Below are 17403 nucleotides of genomic sequence, written 5' to 3'. Positions count from 1 at the left end.
CCCCTAAAATAGCCCTTTTATGAGATTTTTTACAGCGTCTTTATTCTCGCTATCGCCTAGCTTTTTATCTATTATTTTATCAAGCCCTTTGATGATTTTTTTCTCTAAATAGTCCGATTTTACCGAGTATTTTGGCTCTTTGCTGGTGCCAGTGATATCTATTTTGGCGTCCGTTTTTTCATATCTAAAATTTAGCGGGATATTTATGGCGTCAGTTATTGTGTTAAAAGTCGCCAAACTTGCGTTTATATCGCTTCTTTGGGCTGTCATTGCCATATCAAAATTTATTACGCCCTTTTTTATCGTGCCTTTAAGGTAGCCATTTTTGTAAATTTCAGTCGTGATATCTCTCCCACTAAATGTCTTTATCGTGTTTGTAAAGCCATTTTGTGCTAGCCTGCCCTCAATGATATCTACGTCAAACACGCCATTTTGTGCCTTTGTATCGTATTTTAGCTCGGCACTGCCTTTGCCGTTGTAGAAATTTTGCATTTTTAGCATATCGGTTAGCCCTTTAAAGGTAAATGACTTTAAATTAGCCGTTAAATTGCCGTTTTTGTAGTTTGCAACAAGCTCTCCGTTAAATATTTTTGAATTTAAATTTGCGTTTAAGTTTTCGCCCTTTTTTGTGGCATTTATGTTTGCTAAAATCGCCCCTTCAAGCTCTTTTTCGGTTATGAATTTTAGCCTTGAAAAGCTTGGTATATCGGCTTTTGCTACACTTTCAAAGCTTAAATCATCTATGTAAAATTTACCGCTAATCTCTTTTAAGCTAACTAAATCGCTTAAAATATCAGCGTTAAAATTTGCCACGCTTTTTGTGATTTTTATATCTGAATTTGCACTAAATTTTACGCCATTTGGGAATTTTTTATCAAGCACTTTACTCATATTTTCAGCGTAAAATTCGCCGCCATTTACCTTTAAATTTAGGTTGCCATTTAGGTTTTTAATGTCAATCGTGCTTAGTTTTGCGTCTAAATTTATGTTTGCATTTGCTAGTGGCTGCTGACCAACAAGCACAAACAGATCTTTTAACCCTAAATTTGTCAAGCTTGCGTCTAAATTTGTGCCGTTTGTTTGAGCTAAAATATTGCCACCAAGCGCCTTACCAGCGATATTTAGCTGACTTAATGCCATATTTTTTAGCACCACATCGCCTTTAATATCAACTGCCCCACTAAGTTTAGCTCCCACGATTTTTTCAAGTCTGGCTAGGTCGCTTACAATTAGTGCAAATTTTGCGTTTAAGTCGTTTTTATCGGTGTTAAAAGTGCCATTTACGCTCTTTAAATCAAAGAGCGAAGTTAAGAAATCAAGGTTAAAATCAGCTAGCGAATTTGCGATTTTTGCATCCGCTTTTAGCTCAAATTTCACGCCATTTGGCATATTTATGTCGCTTAATTTTTTTAGCTCAGCCGAGTTTAACGCCCCGTTTTGCGTATTTAGCCTTAAAAATCCATCGGCTTTTTTTGGCTTGTTTATATTTTTAGCCACCACTTCGCCATTGATTAAAGCCGTTGCAAATGCAGGTTTTGCAGCCATTTTTAAAAGCTCTTCAAGCTTAATATTTGTTATCTTTGCATTTAGATTTTCATCTTTTAAATTTGCATTTATCTCTCCGCCAAAACCGCTGATTTTTGCGTCTAAATTTTTAAGTTTATTTTCTAAAATATCGGCGTTACCACTTAAATTTAGTGTGCCATTTAGCCTTTGTTTTATGATTGGCTCAAACTTGCTTAAATCATCAATCTGCACGTTAAAATCGCTGTTTATTGCATTTTTATCTATTAAAAAATTCGTGTTTTTTGCGTTAGCCGTTATGATAGGCGTTATAAAAATGCTCTTTAAGTTTATGGCGTTGTCGTTTATCGTGGCATTAAAAGCGCCTTTAAAGCTAAAATTTTCTGGTAAAGTGATATTAAAATCCCTAAAAATCGTGCTATTGTTTGCTAAGCCGTCATAAATTTCAAGATTTGCCTTGCCGTCTCTTTTGCCGTTTTCATCTTTAATATCAGCTGTTAAATCAATTAGCCCCTTTGCGTAGTTTGGCTGTTTTAAAATGGCTAGAATTTGTGAAATTTCAAGCTTTTTTGCATTTATTTGTGCCGTAAATGGCTCGTAATTTTTGATATTTGCTAAAAAAGTAAGGTTTGAGCCAAGCATATCGCCAACGCCGTTTATATCAAAATTTTTAAACTTGCCCTTTGCCTTGCCGTTTATAAAAATTGGCTTTTCTAGCTTGATATTTGCCGTTTTTAAATCACTTGCTGTGATCTTATAATCAAGGTCAAAATTTTGTGAAAATAGCGAAATTTTGCCGTTTGCGTTTAAATTTATCTCATCATTTGCCGTGGCTATGAGTGCAAGTTCGCTCATATCTAAGCGAAATTTTTCAATCTTAACATCAATGCCACTCTTATTTTTTATGAAATTTTGGGCATATTTTGCGACTAAATCGTTGCCAAAACCAGTAAAGCAAACAACATAAATTACTGCAAATAAAAGCAGTAAAACAGCCAAAAGATACTTTAAAATTTTCATATTTTATCCTTTTATAAAATTTTTAATATCAAAAAAGTTGAGCCAATTAGACTAAAATAATTTAAAAATTTTAGCTCATATATTGACTTATTTTCAAAAAAATGCTACTATTTCATCACTCAAAAATAAAGAGTGCTAAAAACATAAAAATCAAACCAAAAGGATGAACGATGAATTTTCAACCATTAGGCAAACGTGTCTTAGTTGAGCGTCTTGAAGACGTTAAAACGACTGCGACGGGCATTATTATACCTGATAATGCAAAAGAAAAACCTTTAAGCGGTAAAGTTTTGGCTGTTAGCAGTGAAGTAGAGGGCGTAAAAGTGGGCGATAGCGTTGTGTTTGCAAAATACGGCGGCACTGAAATTACGCTTGAAGGCAAGACTTTTTTGGTCTTAAACATTGATGATGTTTTAGGTGTTTTAAAATAAATTTAATAAAAGGATTAAAATATGGCAAAAGAAATTTTTTACTCAGATGACGCTAGAAATCGCCTTTATGAGGGTGTAAGAAAGCTAAACGACGCTGTTAAGGTTACAATGGGACCACGCGGTAGAAACGTGCTAATCCAAAAGAGTTTTGGAGCCCCTGCTATCACAAAAGACGGCGTTAGTGTTGCAAAAGAGATTGAGCTTAAAGATACGATTGAAAATATGGGCGCGAGTTTGGTTCGTGAAGTAGCTTCAAAGACAAACGACCAAGCGGGCGATGGCACGACAACAGCGACCGTTTTAGCTCACGCTATCTTTAAAGAGGGACTTAGAAACGTAACGGCTGGTGCAAATCCAATTGAAGTAAAAAGAGGTATGGATAAGCAAGTAGCAGCACTTGTTGATGAGCTAAAAAACATCTCAAAAAAGGTTTCAGGCTCAAAAGAGATCGCTCAAATCGCTACAATCTCGGCAAATTCAGATGAGAGTATCGGTAAATTAATTGCTGATGCGATGGAGAAAGTCGGCAAAGACGGCGTTATCACCGTTGAAGAGGCAAAGTCTATACAAGATGAGCTAAATGTAGTTGAGGGTATGCAGTTTGATAGGGGTTATTTAAGCCCGTATTTTATCACAAACACTGAAAAAATGCAGGTTGAGCTAAGTAGTCCATTTATACTTTTATTTGATAAAAAGATTACGAATTTAAAAGATTTGTTGCCTGTTTTGGAGCAAATTCAAAAGACTGGCAAACCGCTTTTAATCATCGCAGAAGACATTGAGGGCGAGGCGTTAGCGACGCTTGTGGTAAATAAACTTCGTGGCGTTTTAAACATTTCAGCCGTAAAAGCGCCGGGCTTTGGCGATAGAAGAAAGGCTATGCTTGAAGATATCGCTATTTTAACAGGTGGCGAGGTCATAAGCGAAGAGCTTGGCAGAACGCTAGAAAGCGCTACTTTACAGGACTTAGGACAGGCTTCAAGCGTTGTGATTGATAAAGATAACACGACTATCGTAAATGGCGCTGGCGAGAAGGCGGCGATTGACGCTAGAATTAATCAAATCAAGGCTCAAATTGCCGAAACTACAAGCGATTACGATAGAGAAAAGCTTCAAGAGCGTTTAGCTAAACTTAGTGGCGGCGTGGCTGTTATTAAGGTTGGGGCTGCGACTGAAACTGAGATGAAAGAGAAAAAAGACAGGGTTGATGACGCGCTAAGCGCGACACGTGCGGCTGTTGAAGAGGGAATTGTCGTTGGCGGTGGCTCGGCTCTGATTTTGGCTTCAAAACGTGTGAAGCTAAATTTAAGTGGCGACGAGGCTATCGGCGCTGAGATAGTTCGCAGAGCTTTACGCGCTCCACTTCGCCAAATCGCTGAAAATGCGGGATTTGACGCTGGTGTGGTCGCAAATGCGATTGAAACAAGCACAAATGACAACTACGGCTTTAACGCTACGACTGGCGAGTATGTTGATATGTTTGAAGCTGGTATCATTGATCCGGTTAAAGTTGAGCGTGTAGCGCTTCAAAATGCCGTATCTGTGGCTAGTTTATTGCTAACAACAGAGGCTACGATAAGCGAGATTAAAGAGGATAAGCCACTCCCTGCAATGCCTGATATGGGCGGTATGGGTGGAATGGGCGGTATGATGTAAGCCCAAAGGCGGAGTGCTTTGCTCCGCTTTTTAATCATTTTATAAATAAAAATATGCTAAATTTTGCGTAAAATTTTACGTAAAAGAGTTTGTATGACAGCATTTAGCAAAGATGAAATTTACACAGCGACTGAGGTTGTTAGAAATTTTAGTGCGGTTTTGGGTAAAATCAGCAAAGCCGAGAGAAAACGTGCCGTAATCGTAAAAAATAACAAATTTGAAGCCGTCCTTTTAAATATGTCTGAGTATGAAAGACTTTGCGAGGCGGTTGAAATTTTACAAGGCATTTATACCTCAAACAAGCGAGAAAATAATGGCTAAAAAGAGCATAAAAGTCGGCTTAAAAACCTACAACATAAGCTATGAAATAATCAATCCAAAAGCCCAAATTTCAGTCCTTATCCTGCACGGCTGGGGTGCTAGTAAGCAGATAATGAAAAAGGCGTTTGGCAATGTTTTTGATGAGTTTAAGCAGATTTACATTGATTTGCCCGGCTTTGGCGAGAGCGAGATTTTTTCTCCACTAAACACAAAAGATTACGCAAATATCGTTAAAAAATTCATAAAAACCCTACCACAAGCCCCTGATATCGTGTTAGGACACAGCTTTGGTGGTAAAATCGCAACGCTTTTAGAGCCAAAATTTTTAGTCCTTTTAAGCTCATCTGGCATCGTGGTTAAAAAACGCCTTTGGGTTCGCTTTAAAATCGCACTTTTTAAGTTTTTAAAACCGCTTGGATTTTCAAAATTTTACCGCCTTTTTGCCTCAAAAGATGTAAGCGGTATGAGCAGGGTAATGTATGAAACCTTAAAAAATGTCGTTGATGAAAATTTCTATCAAAACTATAAAAATTTAGAGTGTAAAACGCTCATTTTTTGGGGCAAAAGCGACAAAGCCACGCCTCTAACAAGCGGTCAAACAATCCACGAAATCGTAAAAGATAGCAAATTTTATCCGCTTGATGGCGATCATTTTTTCTTTCTTTTGCACGCAAAATTTATAGCGGACGAGATAAAAAATGAGCTAAAATCACAAAGTGAGCAAAAATGATATTTGATATTATAAAAGAGCCGTTTTTTGGTGTTTCAAGCATAGCTTTTTGTGCGGTCTTGTGCTTTTACGTAATCACCTGTTTTCAGTGGTTTTCGTATAAGGCTAGTCGTGTTTTGTTTCACTTTACTCGCCCGCTTTGGCACTTAGTTTTTGTGATTATCCCGCTCGTGCTTTACTATACAAGTGGCAATTGGTTTTTCATCTATTTTTATTTTGCATATCTGCCAAGCGTGATTTTATGGCATAAAAAGCTTGATAAAAAGCTCGTATTTACCGCTAGGATTAAGCGATTTTTTGCCTTTTTTGGCGTTGCTGTTTTGAGTTTAAACCTTTTTAACTATCTGAAATTTGAAAATTTTTCAAAAGATATGATAAGCCCTATCATTATAAGCCTAATAATTAGCCACTTTTTTGAGAAATTTATGGCGTTTAAATACAAAAAACAGGCTAAAAACAGGCTAGATGAGAATAAAAATTTACAAATCATCTTAATCACGGCAAGTTATGGCAAAACCAGCATTAAAAATTTTCTTTTTGCGCTTTTAAAGGACGATTTTAACGTCCATAAAACCCCACGAAGCGTAAATACATTAGTTGGGATTATTAAGGATATAAATGAGAATATCTCGCAAAAAACGCAAATTTATATCGCTGAGGCTGGGGCTAGACAAAGTGGCGATATAGCCGAAATTTCAACCTTTTTAAATCAGCAAATTGTCGTTGTTGGCGAGATTGGAGCACAGCACATTGAGTATTTTAAGACGCTTGAAAATATCCGTGCTACAAAGCTTGAAGCCCTGCAAACCAACCGCCTAAAAATGGCGTTTTTGCACTCATCTACGCAAAAAAATGAGAGCGAAAATATCAAAATTTATGATAAAAATTTAAGCGATATTGTTGCTACGCTTGATGGGCTAAATTTCACGCTTGATAATATGCCGTATTTTTCGCCATTGCTTGGCAAATTTAACGCCTTTAACCTTGCTTGTTGCATTGAAGTGGCAAAATTTTTAGGCGTTGATAATGATAGGATTAAGAGCCGACTTTTGGGTCTAGAAAACGTGGAGCACCGCCTTGTAAAAATGCAAGCAAACGGCAAGATTATCATTGATGACAGCTTTAACGGCAACTTTGCTGGTATGAGCCAGTCTTACGAGCTTGTAGGCCAGTATCGTGGGCGAAAGGTGCTTGTTACGCCGGGGATTGTTGAGGCTAGCGTTGAGCTAAATGAGCGACTATCTCGTGTGATTGATGAAATTTTTGATATGCTTATCATCACAAGTCCGCTAAATGCTCAGGCACTTTTAAAACACATAAAAAACGCACAAATTGTGATTTTAAAGGATAAAAATAAGATGCAAGAAATTTTGATAGAACATACAAAAACAGGGGACTTGGTGCTATTTTCAAATGACGCTCCAAGCTTTATGTAATGAAAAAGCTTATCATTTTTACGCTATTTTTAAGGCTTTTTGGCTTTGATATTGACGAGTTTGACAAGGGGCTTGATGCGCTACGCTCTGATGATTTTAAGGGAGCGTTTGAAATTTTCTACAAGGGCTGTGAGTTAAATGATGAAATGTCGTGCGAGGAGCTTGGGGTTATGTATATAAATGGCGAGGTTAGCAGTGAGCTTGACAATGTTGTAAATGAGCAAAACACCCAGCAAATCGGCTTAAACTACATTTTTAAAAGCTGTGAGCTTGGGTATATGAATGCTTGTGGTGATATTGTTGATTTGCAAAAGGATATCAAAATTGATAGAGAAATTTTAAATAAAGCAACAATAAAATATAATGAAATGATAAATGAATATCAAACAAATAGCGATTTAAACGCTACAAATTAAAATTTTAGCCTTTCATCGGCTTTGATGATTGGTAAAAGTATGAGCGTGGTAGCCAAAATAAATGCTTCGTTTGCCAAATAAACTTCATCAATGCTTTATTTTTAGCCCCAAATCGGTGGCGATTTTTAGCAAATTTTGCCTGTGAATTTTGGGTAAAATTTCATTTAAAAAAGATAAAATTAAAATTTAAGCTTTTTGATAAGTGCTAAATTTAGTGCGTTAAAATTGAGAATTTAAAGCTAAATTTAGCCCTAAATCTTAGCGGATTTGCCTAGATTTAGGGCGATTTTTAGGAATTTTTAGCTTCGTTTATTAAATTATTAGCATAAATTTCTCTTAATTTTTTGGTGTATTTGCCAATTTTACCGCCATTTATTAGCCTTTCATCGGCTTTGATGATTGGTAAAAGTATGAGCGTGGCAGCTGAAATAAATGCTTCGTTAGCCAAATAAACTTCATTAATGCTAAAATTTCTAAACTCTATTTTTAGCCCCAAATCGGTGGCGATTTTTAGCAAATTTTGCCTACGAATTCCGGGTAAAATCTCGTTTGAGAGCGGTTTTGTTATCAAAACGTCATCTTTTATGATAAAAACACTAGAACTACAACCCTCGCTAACGACACCATTTTCTACCATTATGCCCTCATACGCACCCTTTTTGACCGCCTCATTTTTGGCTAGGCACTGGGCTAGAAGCGAGATTGACTTGATATCACGGCGTCTCCACCTAATATCATCAACGCTAACCACGCTAATGCCGCTGTTTGCTAACTCTGGATTTAAAACATCAGCCTTGTAGCAAAAGATAAATACGCTTGGAGTGATATTTTTAACAAACTCAAAGGTTCTTTCTGCCACGCCACGCGTGATTTGTATATAAATTCCGCCCTCGTTTAGCTCATTTTTGGCAATTATTTGCCTTAAAATCGCCTCAAATTCATCTTGCAAGTAGGGTAGGGTTAGCTCAATCGCACTTAAACTATCTTTAAATCTTTGCCAAAATCCAGCCTTATCAACAAGCTGCCCAAGCACCACAGGCACGACCTCATAAACCCCGTCACCAAAGATAAATCCGCGGTCAAAAACGCTGATTTTTGCTTCGTTTGCACCTTTAAATTCGCCGTTTATAAAAACCACACCACTTAGTTCATTACTCATTTTTGCCCCTTTAAAATTTTGCAAGATTTTAGCAAGTTTTTGATATGATTTTGCAAAAATTTAGGATAAAAGATGAAAGATAGGGTTTTACAAGCGGTTTTTGTCATCTCAAAAAAGCCAGTGTTGTTTAGGGATTTGCTAGAGGCAAACAGCCTTTATAATGAGGGTATGCTAGTTGATGGGGCTAAGCTAAATTTTCGCTTTAATTACAAACGAACGTATCAAATTTACGCACTAATTTGCGTTATGATTTTTTTGCCTATTTTGCTTTTAACGCACCATTTTTTGGTTAAGGTTGATACTCATATCTCAATTATCGGCACGGCTGTCGTTACATCTTTGATATTTATCGGCTTTGATATGTTTAAAATTTGGGCTAGAAAAGAGATAAGTTTTAGGTTGATTAAAGATGCGTGGGCAGTGCATTTTCCGTATTTTAGCTATGAAAAATACTCAAAAATCGTTGAAGAAATTTACAATCAAGCCCTAAAAGATGACGTTTCAAAGAAAAATTTAGAACAATACGTCCTTAATAAACTCGTAGCCTACAAGGACTAAATGAGCGTATAAAGCTCGTTTTGCATAAGTGCAATTTGCATTATGAGCTTTGAAATTTTAGCGTCATCTTTGTAAATTAACTTATCATCAATCTCGCTGATAAAGTAAAATGGCAGTCCGTCAATCTTTTTATTTAGCATCTCAAACCTTGAATTGAGCGTTTTTATATCGCTTTGTAAATTCACATCGTTTTCTATTTTATTTTCATTTATATACGTTTTTAGGTTTATGATACCGCCGTTTATTTTGTTTAAGTTGATATAAACCTTATCAATGTTTTTTAGCTTTACATTATCAAGTAGCTCTTTGTAGTCGCTAATATCTTTAATAATTGTATTTTGGTATTTTAAGAATCCGTCTTGGCTAAAATTCGTAAGATTATTTTGTATAAAATCGGTAAAATCGTTTAGAATTTTCTTAAATTTAGCGTTAAATTCGCTTCTGTCTTTTGGCAAAGTCAGCATTGAAATGACAAAAACAAGCCCAAAACCGATTAAAATATCAAAGAGCCTAAGCATTACAACATCTAAAAAATCGCTCCTAATAAATGAATAGATAATGCAAAACTCACTCATAAAAATCGTGGTAAAAACTATCTGTTTATACACCTTAAAATAAAATACAAAAAACATACCAAGTGCGGCTAGAACGTGGATAAAAAGATTATTTTTAAACAAACTAATGGCTAAAAATCCGATAAAAAAGCCAAAAAATCCGCCGACGATGTTGTCCCTGCCGGCATTTTTTAGCATATATCTGTTGTTTTTGCTAAGGCTCATCACGGCAATTGCGATCCAAAGTCCGTGATTTATGTGCCACGCCTGTGAGATAAACACCGCAACGCACATACAAACGCTAAGTCTTAGCGAATTTAGCGTGGTTTGATTTTTTAAATTTATGCTGTTTAAAAACTCGCTAAGGCTAATTTTGCTATTTGATTTAAACTCAATTTTATCATCGTTGCCATCTTTGATGAGTGAAATTTTGGCAAAAATGGCAGCAAGTGAGCTACAAAATACCTTGTAATTGCTGTTTTTTAGTTCATTTAGCGTGTCGGTTTTAAAGCTAATTTGTTCTTTTGTGAAAATTTTAAGTAGCTCATTTAGGTTAAAAATTAGCTCATTTTTTGCATTTTTTAGCAAAATTTTATCATCAATCCTGCTAAAAAATGGCGAAATTGAGCTGATTAAAAGGGTAATCTCTTCAATTTTATAGATATAAAAAATCGCCCTTGTTTGGTTTTTAATCAAACTTGCATCCTTGATATTTATGCTGTCGTTTGAAAACAACGCCTTAAATTCATCAATCCTAGCAAAGCACTCGTTTATGTGTTTGCTAAAATTTGCATTATCAATGTTGTTTGTTGCGTTAATTAGCTCTTTGATTAAAAGTGAGATGCTTTTTATGGTGAATTTGCCGTATTTTACGAATTTACCGACCCTAATCACACCAGCAATAACACCTCCGATGATGATACCAGCAATTGTGTTTTTAATATCTAAGCCGCTGTTGCCATAAACGATAAGACCGGTAAATCCAGTGATATTTGTCGCTAGTAAAATTTTGTTTAAATTCTCGCTATAAATCGCACTAATGCCGATGATAAAAACCCAAAAAAACACGACCACACAGAGCCACACGCCAAGCTGGATAAGTGGCTTTACAAACGGCACAAAAATGCAGGCTAAAACGATATAAAGCAGGATAAATTGTAGCCTTTGGGTGTCCGTGCCTTCAATGTTTGCTAAAAAAAATATACTCATTGAGATATTTACGGCAAAAACAGCCCCGACAAAGCCAAAAAACGTGTAGGCAAAAGTCGCGCTAAGTGCGACGGCAAGGGTCGCTTTTAGCGAGTGTATGAGATGAAAATTTACTGGGTCATAGGATTTTTTGATAGATTTTAGGGCATTTAGCATTAATTTTGCTCTAATGGGTTTAAAATTTGGTATTTGTATTTAATGTTTTCAAGCCTTATTCTAAGGGCACGGTTCTCTTCTAAAAGGACATCTCGCTTCGTGCTAATCTCTGAAATATCGCGACTTATGTGGTAGATTTGGTTTGCGATGTAAATTTTTGGCAAAAATAGACAAAGTGCGATTAAAAGCGATAAATAGGCTATCATCAGCGTTTTAAAACCTAAATTTTGCTCCCTTGTTTGCTCAATGTCGTGAAGCTTTAAAAGCTCATCTTTTTCTAAATTTTCAGACATTTTTTGTTCCTATTTTAAACGCCCTAAGCTTTGCACAGCTACTTCGTGAGTTGGCTTTTATCTCATCAACGCTTGGCGTTAGTGCCTTTTTTGTGATGATTTTGCCGATTTCGTGGTTGTTACCACAAAGGCATTTAAGTGCGTTTGGCGGACAGATACAGCTTTTTTGCCACGATTTAAAGGCGTTTTTAACTATCCTATCTTCAAGCGAGTGAAAGCTAATCACGCAAACAATGCACTCACTTAACGCCGAATTTTTAATGCTATCAAGCAAAATTTTAAGCTCATTTAGCTCGTTATTTACCTCAATCCTAATCGCCTGAAAAGCTAAAATCGCCTCGCTAACACTTCTGTGATTAACGCTTTTTTTGCCGATTATGTTAGTTAGCTCTTTTGCCGTAGTTATGGACTTTTTGGCTCGTTGCTCTACTATTTTTTGAGCTAAAAATTTTGCGTTTGTTAGTTCGCCGTATTCAAAAAAAATCCGCTTTAAATCATCTTTTGAATATGAATTAACTACATCAAAAGCGCTTAAATTTTGGCTCTTATCCATTTTCATATCAAGGGTGTCTGAGTTTATGCTAAAACCACGTTCATTTTTGTCAAGTTGAAGCGAACTAACGCCAATATCAGCCAAAATCGCCCTAACATTTTTTATCTCATCATCTGCTAAATTATCTAAAATTTTTGAAAACGGACTTTTGATGATTTTGACCCTATCTTTAAAATTTTCAAGCCGTTTTTTGCTAAATTCTATCGCCTCATCATCTTTGTCGCAAGCTATTAAATTTACGTTTTTATTTGCGTTTAAAATCGCTTCTGAGTGACCAGCATAACCTAAGGTGCAGTCAATAAAAGTGCCATTTATGCCTGAAAAAAGGCTAACGACTTCGTTTAATAAAACGCTTTTGTGTGGGCTTTGCAAGAGTTTTTACCTTTAAAAATTTTACGTGAATTTATCAAAATTTTACTTAAAAAATAAAATTGTGTATAATTTTGCGTATTTTTTTAAAGGCTTAAAAATGGATATAAAACACTCACTAGACGAGCTAAAAAAGATCTCTTTGTCTATGTTTAGAAAGAATTTTTTTGGCGTTTTTCACGGCTCAATCTCATCAAGAGTTGAGGGCAATCAATTTTTAATCAACAAACAAAACGCAATTTTTGATGATTTAAAGGATAGCGATATGGTTTTGCTCTCATCAAAGCAGGATTATCGCTGGAATGAGGCGAGTATGGACGCCTTTATTCATCTAAATATTTACAAAAATTTAAACGAAGCAAAATATATCTGCTACACAATGCCACACTACGCCACGGCTTACGGCATAAAGCACGATTTTATCCGCCCAAAAGACTACTTTGGATGTATGAAATTTGGCGAAATTTCAGTCTATGACCCAAAGCAGTTTGATGACTGGTATGAGCGTGCTGGGACTGAAATTTACAGGTATATGATAGAAAAAAATAGCAACATTATGGTGATTAAGGGTTATGGCGTTTATGCCTTTGGCAGGACGCCACAACAGCTTGCAAAGGATATTGCTATACTTGAAAATAGCTGTAAGTTGCTTGAACTATCATTTACTAACTAACACTAACAAAAAATGTTATTAAAAGCGGTTTTTTAACGTTATTTAAAGGCTAAAATAGGTAAAATCAGCCAATTTTATTTGTGAATTTTAAGGGATAATTATGATAACTTGGATGCAAAAACATAAAAAATATCTTGTCGTAACTATTTGGGTTAGCACGATAGCCTTTGTCGGTGCTGGATTTGTCGGCTGGGGTGCTTATGATTTAAACAAAAATCGTGCGACTTCGGTTGCAAAAGTAGGACATAGAAATATCAGCGTCCAAGAGCTAAATGAAAAATACTCTCAACTTTACGGCTATTATAACTCAATCTTTAACGGACAGCTAACAGAAGAAAAAGCCAATGAAATCGGACTTAGTAAGATAGCACTTGATGCTGCTATACGTGAAAATTTACTGCTAAATTATGCCGATGATTTAGGGCTTTTAGCCAGTAAAGAAGACGTCGTAAGATACATTATTGCTGATGAGAATTTTCACAAAGACGGCGTTTTTGATGAGAATTTATACAAGGATATTTTAAGACGTGCTAAGATAAATCAAAGAGATTATGAAAAGGGCTTAGAGCGGGTTGTCCTGCTTGATAAGCTAAACTATCTAATCAACACAAAGCCAACACAGCAGGACATTGAGCTGATGATGAGTGCCTTTTATATGCAAGATAAGGTCGCAATAAAAATCATAACAGCTCAAAATTCCAATATAAATGTAAGCGATGATGAGCTTAAAAAGCTTTGGGAGAGCAGTAAAAATAGCTATATGACAAAGACTTCATATACTTTTGATACGATTTTTATTCCGACAACCGATAAAAACGCCGATGAAGCCACGCTAAATGCCTACTATCAAGAGAATAAAGAGCGTTACAAAGATAGCGATGATAAAATTTTAGCCTTTGAAAATGTAAAAGAGCAGGTCAAAAATGACTATAATTTAGAGCAGAGCAAGACAGAGGCTTTGCAAAAATACGTTTCGTTTAAAAAGGGCGAAATCGTGGCAAATCAAACCATAAATTTTACCGATGATAATGCTACTTTTGAGGTTGAAAATTTAAAGGATATAAAGATAGGCGATATCCTAAAACCTATCGTTTATAACGGCGGATACGTTATTTCAAAGGTAGTTAAGATTGATACGCCAAAACCTATGAGCTTTGAGGCAGCAAAAGAGCAGGTCAAAGAAAAGCTTTTAGAGATAAAAGAGCGTGAAAATTTAGAGAATTTAGTCAAAGCCGAGCTTAAAAATTTTGACACAAATGGCTTAAAACAGGTGGAGATAAGCAGGGCAAAGGCTGATGATATAGACGGACTTGATATGTTTGAGAGTAGAAATTTTATAGATCAAGTATTTGCTTCTACTAACAAAAAAGGTTATGTTGTGTTAGGCAAAAAGGCTGTAATATACGAAATTTTGGAACAAAAGTTGCTTACTAACACAGATAATGAAAATCTAAATTTGGTTAGTGAAAATATCGCAAACCTAAAAAATGGCGAAATTATGCAGGATTTGGTTATGCAGCTGCAAAAACGCTATAAAGTTGAAGAATACATTAAAAGGTAAAAATCTTGGGTCTTAAAATTTTAGGCATTGACATCGGCTCTTTTGAAACTCGTGCTGTTATTGCCGAGCAAGATGAGGCTGGTGTCGTAAGAATAATCGGCATTGGCAAAGAGAAATCTCAGGGCGTAAAAAATGGAGCGATTAGCAACATTGAAGAGGTTGCGATATCCGTTAAAAACGCACTCAATACAGCACAAAAGATAGCTGGGACTAGATACGATAGAGTAGTCGTATCAATCTCTGGTGCTAACGTAAAAAGCGTAAATAGCAGGGGCGTGGTAAATATCCCAAATCATCAGATTACACTTCGTGAGATTGAGCGTGTTATGGAGTCAGCGGAGTCTTACAAGGTGGATATGCCGACAAACTACGAGAAAATTCACGTTTTGCCGTATAATTTTAAGGTAGATGAGCAAGATAACATTGAAGACCCGCTTGGTATGACTGGTAGCAGACTAGAAGTGCAAACCCATATCATCATCGCTCCAACATCTATGGTAAGCAACATACGAAGTGCCATTAAAAAGGCTGGAATTTTAATTGACAATCTCGTGCTTTCAGGCTACGCTTCGGCGATTGCGACTTTAAGCGATGATGAGAGAGAATTAGGCGTGGTTTTGGTTGATATTGGCAGTTCTACGACAGATATTGTCATTCATCACGGCAACTCAATTATCTTTAACTACTTCTTTCCGCTTGGCTCAGGTAGAATCACAAACGACCTTTCAATCGCACTTCAAACGCCTATTTCAAAGGCGGAGGAGCTAAAAATCAACTACGCAAATTTAATGTCAAAGTCGGTTGATTTTATTGAAGTCCCGCTTCTTGGCGATGAGAAAGAGAGTAAGACCTTTTCGCTTGACGTGCTTTCAAAACCTATTCAAATCAGACTTGAAGAGAATTTAGGCGTGGTGCTTTCAAGCATACAAGAGGCGCAAAAAACAAATGAAAAATTAAAAGAGACTATCGGTGCTGGCATTGTATTTACTGGCGGTATGACAAAGCTTGAAGGCTTTAAAGAGATAGCTGATTTGATGTTTGCACAGATGAGAGTTAGGGTGGCTAAGCCTAAGAATTTAGAGGGCTTTTATGAGGTGATGAGCGACCCTGCAAATTCTTGCGTAGTCGGACTTTGCCTTTATGGTGCTGGTAAATTTACACCTTATGAGATTGATTCTGAAAAGAGAATGAGATACAAGGGCGAAAATATACCAAAATCAAAAAATTCTGATAGTTTTTTAAATGTCAAAGATGAGATAGAGATAGAAAAAAACGATGAGAAAAAAGATGAAATAGGCGGTGGTTTTGAGATAAAAACGCAGGACGAAAAGAGCGACTTGCTTGATATTTCAAATTTAGGCGAGCAGAAAAAAGAGCCAAACTTTTTAGTAAAAATTTGGCAAAAAATAATAAACTGGTTTTTTTAAGGAGATTTTATGAGTGGTTTTAAGGTTGAAGAAAACAACAATATTTATGGCACAAAGATAAAGGCTATCGGCGTCGGCGGTGGCGGTGGCAATATGATAAATCGCATAATCACTGATTATTCAGGGCTTGATATTGATTTGATTGTGGCTAACACAGACGCACAAGCACTTAAAAATTCAAAAGCACACTCAAAAATTCAGATCGGTGAGAAGCTCACACGTGGGCTTGGTGCTGGTATGGACCCAAAGGTCGGCAAGGGTGCGGCTGATGAGAGCTATGATGAGATAAAAAGTATGCTTGAAGGTACGGATATTGTTTTTATCTCAGCTGGTCTTGGCGGTGGCACAGGCACAGGAGCAGCGCCGGTGGTGGCACAAGCGGTAAAAGATAGCGGTGCGTTAGCGATTGCTGTTGTTACGCTGCCGTTTGAGTTTGAGGGCAAAAAGCGAAACAGATTAGCGCGAGAGGGGCTTGAAGAGCTTAGAAAAGAGTGCGACTCAATTGTCGTGATCCCAAATGACAAGCTTATTGTTACAATGGATAAAAGGGCGACCTTTGATGAGTGCTTTAAGCTTGTTGATAATGTCCTAGCAAGTGCTGTTGGCGGTATGAGCTCGGTGATTTTGGGCAATGGCTACGTTAATATTGACTTTGCCGATGTTAGAACTATTATGAGCCATAGAGGTATGGCAATAATGGGCGTTGGCAAGGCAGAGGGCGAAAATGCTGCCATTGAAGCGATACAAGAGGCGATACAATCACCGCTTTTAGGCGATTTAAAGATTGATGGCGCTATGGGCGTTATTGTAAATTTTAAAATCAACCCATCAACACCGATGTTTGAAATGGTTGAGGCGATGAAGATTATTCAAAATGCTGCTGATGAAGAGGCACATATCATTTGGGGCACGACAAGTGATGAGAATTTTGAAAATAACAGGGTTGAAGTAACAATCGTCGCAACAGGTTTTGACCTTGAAAGCGACAAAAAACCAGTCAGTGAACCAGTAACAAACGATGAAAATCTAGTCAAAAAAGAGCGAAAACTAATCCTAAAAAGGGTCAGTGGCGATGAGTATCTCTCACAGCAAGAACAAGACTACGACATCCCAGCTTATATGCGTTATAAGCAAGACTAAATCACCTTTTAAAACCACCAAAACGGCTATTAATTAGCCGTTTTACTCCTTTTAATTAACCAAAATTTGTAAAAATATTTTCTAACGTTTTTTTTATTTTGCCTTTGTTGGTGTTAGCAAAAGAGTAAAATTTTAAAACAAACGACTAAAAATCAGCCAACTTTGCCGTTTGAAATTTTTACTTGGAGTTTTGAAATTTTAGCCGTTTAATTTTGGA

General features: G+C 36.5%; 16 protein-coding genes. 11 read left to right on the top strand and 5 right to left on the bottom strand.

Features of this window, described 5'->3' with window-relative positions:
- Positions 1-3: 3 nt before the first annotated feature.
- Complete coding sequence (locus NYG85_RS07125; RefSeq protein WP_284937794.1) at positions 4-2544, bottom strand: AsmA family protein; 2541 nt, start codon at positions 2542-2544, stop codon at positions 4-6.
- 170 nt (positions 2545-2714) lie between these two features.
- Here NYG85_RS07125 and groES point away from each other — a divergent pair, with 170 nt between their 5' ends.
- The 6 genes from groES (at position 2715) to NYG85_RS07095 (ending at position 7534) form a co-directional block, all read left to right on the top strand.
- A complete protein-coding gene (gene groES / locus NYG85_RS07120; RefSeq protein ID WP_284937793.1) occupies positions 2715-2975 on the top strand; it encodes a co-chaperone GroES in 261 nt (86 codons plus the stop codon).
- 21 nt (positions 2976-2996) lie between these two features.
- On the top strand, positions 2997-4631 hold the full coding sequence (groL, locus tag NYG85_RS07115; RefSeq protein ID WP_284937792.1) for a chaperonin GroEL: 1635 nt from the start codon (positions 2997-2999) through the stop codon (positions 4629-4631).
- 93 nt (positions 4632-4724) lie between these two features.
- Complete coding sequence (locus NYG85_RS07110) at positions 4725-4952, top strand: type II toxin-antitoxin system Phd/YefM family antitoxin (protein WP_284937791.1); 228 nt, start codon at positions 4725-4727, stop codon at positions 4950-4952.
- A complete protein-coding gene (gene estV / locus NYG85_RS07105; RefSeq protein WP_349252803.1) occupies positions 4945-5682 on the top strand; it encodes an EstV family lipase in 738 nt (245 codons plus the stop codon). Before NYG85_RS07110 ends, estV begins: the two co-directional genes overlap by 8 nt.
- Entirely contained in the window at positions 5679-7118 is a 1440-nt protein-coding gene (locus tag NYG85_RS07100) for a Mur ligase family protein (protein ID WP_284937789.1), read from the top strand. Before estV ends, NYG85_RS07100 begins: the two co-directional genes overlap by 4 nt.
- Positions 7118-7534: an SEL1-like repeat protein gene (locus NYG85_RS07095; RefSeq protein WP_284937788.1), complete on the top strand. Its 417-nt coding sequence runs from the start codon at positions 7118-7120 to the stop codon at positions 7532-7534. Before NYG85_RS07100 ends, NYG85_RS07095 begins: the two co-directional genes overlap by 1 nt.
- A gap of 289 nt (positions 7535-7823) precedes the next feature.
- Here NYG85_RS07095 and NYG85_RS07090 read toward each other — a convergent pair whose 3' ends face one another.
- Positions 7824-8693, bottom strand: coding sequence for a D-amino acid aminotransferase (locus NYG85_RS07090; RefSeq protein WP_284937787.1), 870 nt, complete (start codon positions 8691-8693; stop codon positions 7824-7826).
- Between the two features lie 72 nt (positions 8694-8765).
- Between NYG85_RS07090 and NYG85_RS07085 the strand changes: the two genes are divergently transcribed.
- On the top strand, positions 8766-9251 hold the full coding sequence (locus NYG85_RS07085; protein WP_284937786.1) for a hypothetical protein: 486 nt from the start codon (positions 8766-8768) through the stop codon (positions 9249-9251).
- Here the strand turns inward: NYG85_RS07085 and NYG85_RS07080 are convergent.
- The 3 genes from NYG85_RS07080 to rsmH are packed head-to-tail and all read right to left on the bottom strand — an operon-like array spanning position 9248 to position 12388.
- Entirely contained in the window at positions 9248-11170 is a 1923-nt protein-coding gene (locus NYG85_RS07080) for an FUSC family protein (RefSeq protein WP_284937785.1), read from the bottom strand. The two genes, NYG85_RS07085 and NYG85_RS07080, sit on opposite strands and share 4 nt — an antisense overlap.
- The gene (locus NYG85_RS07075) at positions 11170-11463 is read right to left on the bottom strand and encodes a hypothetical protein (RefSeq protein ID WP_284937784.1); all 294 of its coding nucleotides are present in this window, start codon (positions 11461-11463) and stop codon (positions 11170-11172) included. Before NYG85_RS07075 ends, NYG85_RS07080 begins: the two co-directional genes overlap by 1 nt.
- Positions 11456-12388 (bottom strand): 16S rRNA (cytosine(1402)-N(4))-methyltransferase RsmH, encoded by a 933-nt coding sequence (rsmH, locus tag NYG85_RS07070; protein ID WP_284937783.1) that lies wholly within the window; start codon positions 12386-12388, stop codon positions 11456-11458. The genes NYG85_RS07075 and rsmH overlap by 8 nt, the downstream gene beginning before the upstream one ends.
- Positions 12389-12485: 97 nt before the next feature.
- Between rsmH and NYG85_RS07065 the strand changes: the two genes are divergently transcribed.
- From NYG85_RS07065 to ftsZ, 4 genes are all read left to right on the top strand, one after another.
- Positions 12486-13058 (top strand): class II aldolase and adducin N-terminal domain-containing protein, encoded by a 573-nt coding sequence (locus NYG85_RS07065; protein ID WP_284937782.1) that lies wholly within the window; start codon positions 12486-12488, stop codon positions 13056-13058.
- 100 nt (positions 13059-13158) lie between these two features.
- Positions 13159-14619: a peptidylprolyl isomerase gene (locus tag NYG85_RS07060; protein WP_284937781.1), complete on the top strand. Its 1461-nt coding sequence runs from the start codon at positions 13159-13161 to the stop codon at positions 14617-14619.
- 5 nt (positions 14620-14624) lie between these two features.
- Positions 14625-16046: a cell division protein FtsA gene (ftsA, locus tag NYG85_RS07055; protein ID WP_284937780.1), complete on the top strand. Its 1422-nt coding sequence runs from the start codon at positions 14625-14627 to the stop codon at positions 16044-16046.
- Between the two features lie 9 nt (positions 16047-16055).
- Complete coding sequence (gene ftsZ, locus NYG85_RS07050; RefSeq protein WP_284937779.1) at positions 16056-17186, top strand: cell division protein FtsZ; 1131 nt, start codon at positions 16056-16058, stop codon at positions 17184-17186.
- Positions 17187-17403 lie beyond the last annotated feature (217 nt).

This window comes from Campylobacter gastrosuis (genome assembly GCF_030249845.1).
Lineage (GTDB): Bacteria > Campylobacterota > Campylobacteria > Campylobacterales > Campylobacteraceae > Campylobacter_A > Campylobacter_A gastrosuis.
This window is presented reverse-complemented; position numbering and strand designations above follow the sequence as displayed.